The sequence below is a fragment of the Saccharomonospora saliphila YIM 90502 genome (assembly GCF_000383795.1).
GTDB lineage: Bacteria > Actinomycetota > Actinomycetes > Mycobacteriales > Pseudonocardiaceae > Saccharomonospora > Saccharomonospora saliphila.
The window spans coordinates 105837-108621 of sequence record NZ_KB912618.1 but is presented as its reverse complement, the minus strand read 5'-3'; the positions used below and the strand labels follow the sequence as shown (position 1 = coordinate 108621).

Below are 2785 nucleotides of genomic sequence, written 5' to 3'. Positions count from 1 at the left end.
AGGCCCTGTCGGCCGTGCGCGCGGCGGGCGTGCCCTGCGCGCTGGTGACCTCGACCGAACGCGCGCTCACCGAGCTGGCCCTCGAGACGATCGGGGCCGAGTCGTTCACCGTCACGGTGTGCGGGGACGAGGTGGACGGGCTCAACAAGCCGCACCCGGAGCCCTACCTGCGCGCCGGGCGCCTGCTCGGGGTGGAGATGTCGGCCTGCGTGGCGGTGGAGGACTCCCCCGTGGGCGCCACCTCGGCCGCCGAGGCCGGGTGCACGGTGCTGGTGGTGCCGCATGACGTGCCCGTGCCGCCGGGCCCCGGCCGGGTCGCGCGCACCTCGCTCGTGGGCGTCGACGCGGCGGCCCTCGCGGCCCTGCGCCCCCGCGACTGACCGCGAGTTGCCCCTTCCCGGCCCGCGAGTCGCCCCTTCCTGCTCCGCGAGTTGCCTCTTCCCGTCCGTGGGCCGGTCGCAGGCGGCCGGTCAGTCCCCCAGGGAAACACCGTTCCTCTCGGGGGCGGCTCAGTCGAGCAGGTCCGCACCGATGTCGGCCTGCTTGATGCCCACCACGGCGACGTAGTGCAGCGGCTCGCCGCGCACGTCGAGCCGGTGCCGGTAGCGCCGCGAGGCCCGGACCCGCAGCAGGCCGCGCTCCTCGCAACGCCGGACGAGACGGGCGAAACCGGATTCGTCGGTCTCGGACAGAAAGCGGTCCTTGATGGTGAACGCGACCCAGCCCCCGTCGGAGACGAAGTTGAACGCGGTCGCGAACGCCCGCACCGGGATGTCGCCGTACCCGAGCGCGGCGACGCAGGCCAGCGCGTTGAAGCGGTACCCACGCAGAAGCTCGACCTCCGAATCGGACAATCCGGTCATGTCGAGCACGTGGTAGTCGTCGTAGACCTCGGCCCGGTCGCGCAGGGCCGCCTGCCGTGCCTCGGCGAGGATGTCCACCCCGACCACGTGACCCGCTCCCACGGTGCGCAACCGCTGCGCGACCAGGCCGTTGCCCGCGCCCAGGTCGAGCACACGCAGAGCGGACGCGGCCACGCCGTCGCGTCGCAATTCCTCGGTGAGCAGCGCGCCGACCACGTCGGGAGAGCGGCAGTCGAGAAGGTCGTGGAACAGCGTTTCGTACAGGCCCGGGACGGAGAAGATCCGGTCGTAGTCGTGGAAGCGCACGGTCTGCCAGCGGCCCTCGAGCAGGACCGAGCAGTACTCGGCGTCCTGGTCGATCGCCTCGCTCTGCTCCGGCAGCCGCACCGGCACAGCGGTCCGCGCGGCACGGCCGTCGGTCGCCGGAGACGATGTCCCGTTCTCCATGTCACCAATCCCCACCCCGTCGTCCGGTGGCGCGTGTCCGCTGCCGGACGGCAGCACCACCGCGCCACCGGTGCCTGTCGCCTCAATCGAACTCGGCGGCGGTGTGGGCGTCAACGTCACCCGCGCCACGTGGCCCGGCGCCGGGCGGGCCGCGTGGCGGGACGGCGGGAGCGGATGGAAGGATTCCGGGACGTGAAGACCTTCGACGAGCTGTACGCGGAACTGGCCGAGCGCGCGCGGACCAAGCCCGAGAACTCGGGCACCGTGCGGGCGCTGGCCGACGGTGTGCACGCACAGGGGAAGAAGGTGCTCGAGGAGGCGGGCGAGGTGTGGATCGCGGCCGAGCACGAATCCGATGACCGCCTTGCCGAGGAGATCTCGCAGCTGCTCTATCGGGTGCAGGTGCTCATGCTCGGCCGGGGAGTCTCGCTCGAGCACGTCTACCGGCACCTGTGAGGGTTGTCTCGCCGATCTCGACTGGCGGCCCGGCGCGGGGAGGCGCTGAAGTGGAGGCCGGGTGCACCGGAAGCGAAAGACCGCCGGTGCGCCGACGACGACTGCCGAAGTGAGGAAGGAACACGTGATGCTGCGGGTCGCGGTGCCGAACAAGGGCGCGCTGGCGGGGCCGGCGTCGGAGATGCTCGCCGAGGCCGGGTACCGGCAGCGCCATGAGCAGCGCGACCTGACCATCCTCGACCCGGTCAACGACGTCGAGTTCTTCTTCCTGCGGCCGAAGGACATTCCCATCTACGTCGGCTCGGGTGATCTCGACCTGGGCATCACGGGGCGCGACCTGGCCCTGGACTCCGGCGCTCCGGTCGCCGAGACGCTCTCCCTCGGCTTCGGCGGATCGACCTTCCGCTACGCGGCCCCCGCCGTTCGCGACTGGACGATCCAGGACCTGCGCGGCAAGCGGATCGCCACGTCGTATCCGAGGCTGGTCCGCGACGACCTCGCCCGGCACGGCGTCGAGGCGGAGGTCATCCGGCTCGACGGCGCCGTCGAGATCTCGGTCCAGCTCGGGGTGGCCGACGCGATCGCCGACGTCGTCGGCTCGGGACGCACCCTGCGCCAGCACGACCTGGTGGCCTTCGGCGATCCGATCTGCGTGTCCGAGGCCGTGCTGGTGCACCGCGACGGCAACGCCGCGTCGAAACCGATCGCCCAGATGGCGGCGCGGTTGCAGGGCGTGGTGTTCGCGCAGCAGTACATGATGCTCGACTACGACTGCCCGCGCAGCCTGCTCGACGAGGCCATCGCCATCACGCCGGGGCTGGAGTCGCCCACGGTGGCCCCGCTCGCGGACGCCGACTGGGTCGCCGTGCGGGCGATGGTGCCCCGCAAGCAGGTCAACTCGGTCATGGACGAGCTGGCCACCGTCGGCGCGCGCGCGGTGCTGGCCTCCGACATCCGCGCCTGCCGGTTGTGATCGGTCGGCCCGCGGGGCCGCGCGGGTCACTGCCGCCTGCGGCGGC

The 2785-nt window shown here is 72.3% G+C and carries 4 protein-coding genes; 3 read left to right on the top strand and 1 reads right to left on the bottom strand.

Annotated features, from left to right (window positions below; translation table 11 throughout):
- The coding region (locus SACSA_RS0102670) for an HAD family hydrolase (protein ID WP_019813274.1) at window positions 1-380 on the top strand (380 nt) is incomplete at its 5' end.
- Window positions 381-509: 129 nt separating this feature from the next.
- Here SACSA_RS0102670 and SACSA_RS0102665 read toward each other — a convergent pair.
- Complete coding sequence (locus tag SACSA_RS0102665) at window positions 510-1310, bottom strand: class I SAM-dependent DNA methyltransferase (protein ID WP_028661462.1); 801 nt, start codon at window positions 1308-1310, stop codon at window positions 510-512.
- Between the two features lie 192 nt (window positions 1311-1502).
- Between SACSA_RS0102665 and SACSA_RS0102660 the strand changes: the two genes are divergently transcribed.
- Window positions 1503-1766, top strand: a complete 264-nt coding sequence (locus tag SACSA_RS0102660; protein ID WP_028661461.1) for a phosphoribosyl-ATP diphosphatase — start codon at window positions 1503-1505, stop codon at window positions 1764-1766.
- A gap of 127 nt (window positions 1767-1893) precedes the next feature.
- The gene (gene hisG / locus SACSA_RS0102655; RefSeq protein WP_028661460.1) at window positions 1894-2739 is read left to right on the top strand and encodes an ATP phosphoribosyltransferase; all 846 of its coding nucleotides are present in this window, start codon (window positions 1894-1896) and stop codon (window positions 2737-2739) included.
- The last annotated feature ends 46 nt before the right edge of the window (window positions 2740-2785 follow it).